General features: G+C 76.8%; 1 protein-coding gene and 1 pseudogene. Both read right to left on the bottom strand.

The window, feature by feature from the left end; all coding sequences use genetic code 11:
* On the bottom strand, positions 1-301 hold a 301-nt coding region (locus GT030_RS10240), incomplete at its 3' end, for a glycosyltransferase (RefSeq protein ID WP_161200827.1).
* 300 nt (positions 302-601) lie between these two features.
* A pseudogene (locus tag GT030_RS10245) lies at positions 602-827 on the bottom strand (hypothetical protein); the annotation flags it as partial.

Here is an 827-nt window from a genome sequence, read left to right on the forward strand (position 1 = left end):
AGGAGGCGTGCAGCCCGTGCGCGTGCACCAGGTCGGCGTCCGCGCAGGCCGCCCGGAGCCGGCCCACGGCCGCCGGGTCGCTGCTGCGGGGCACCGGAACGTGGTCGGCGCCGGTGCCCCGGAAGTCGTAGGCGTGATCGGCCTCGGCCGGTGCACAGACGGTGACCCGGACGCCCCGCGCGACGAGCCCCTCGGCCAGGGAGCGCACATGGGCGCTGCTCCCGGCATTGCCGCCGCCGAGCACCTGCACGGTACGCAGCGAGGACTGGCCGTGCGGGGCGTTGCTGCTCACGGGGGTCACTGAGGCCGGGACTCCTGGGTCGGGGCGGGGTCGGTCAGGGCAGGCAGGGATCGGTCACGAGGAAGTACAGAAGGTAGCGAACGGCGAAACACCGGAAGCGGGGCACGACGGGCCGTGCGGGCCCCCGCCCGGAGGCGGCACACCGTCAAGCATGCCAGTACGTACGGCCGTTCCGGGAAATCCCGCCGGAGCCGGCCGGCGGGGCGCGTTGGCAATGCGCCGGCGCATCTCACCCGTACGAGTGAGAGCGGCCGTCGGCCCGGCGGAGCCGGCCGGCGTACGTACCGCGAGGTCAGCGGCTCACAGCGCCCGCGCCCAGGCGGACACCCGGTCCCCGCGCACGGTGGCGGCGACCACGGCGACGGCGTGCACGAGAAGGCCCGCACGCCCGTTGGCCGAAACGACGGCCGTGCCGAGCGCCGCGCCCAGGGCGTGCGCGCCGGTGTCGCCGAGCATGGCCCGCTCCCCCAGGTCCTCGGGGAGCACGGCGGCGGCCCCGCCCGCCGTGACGGCGGCCAGCGCACCG

The sequence above is a fragment of the Streptomyces sp. SID1328 genome (assembly GCF_009865595.1).
GTDB classification, from domain to species: domain Bacteria; phylum Actinomycetota; class Actinomycetes; order Streptomycetales; family Streptomycetaceae; genus Streptomyces; species Streptomyces griseoluteus.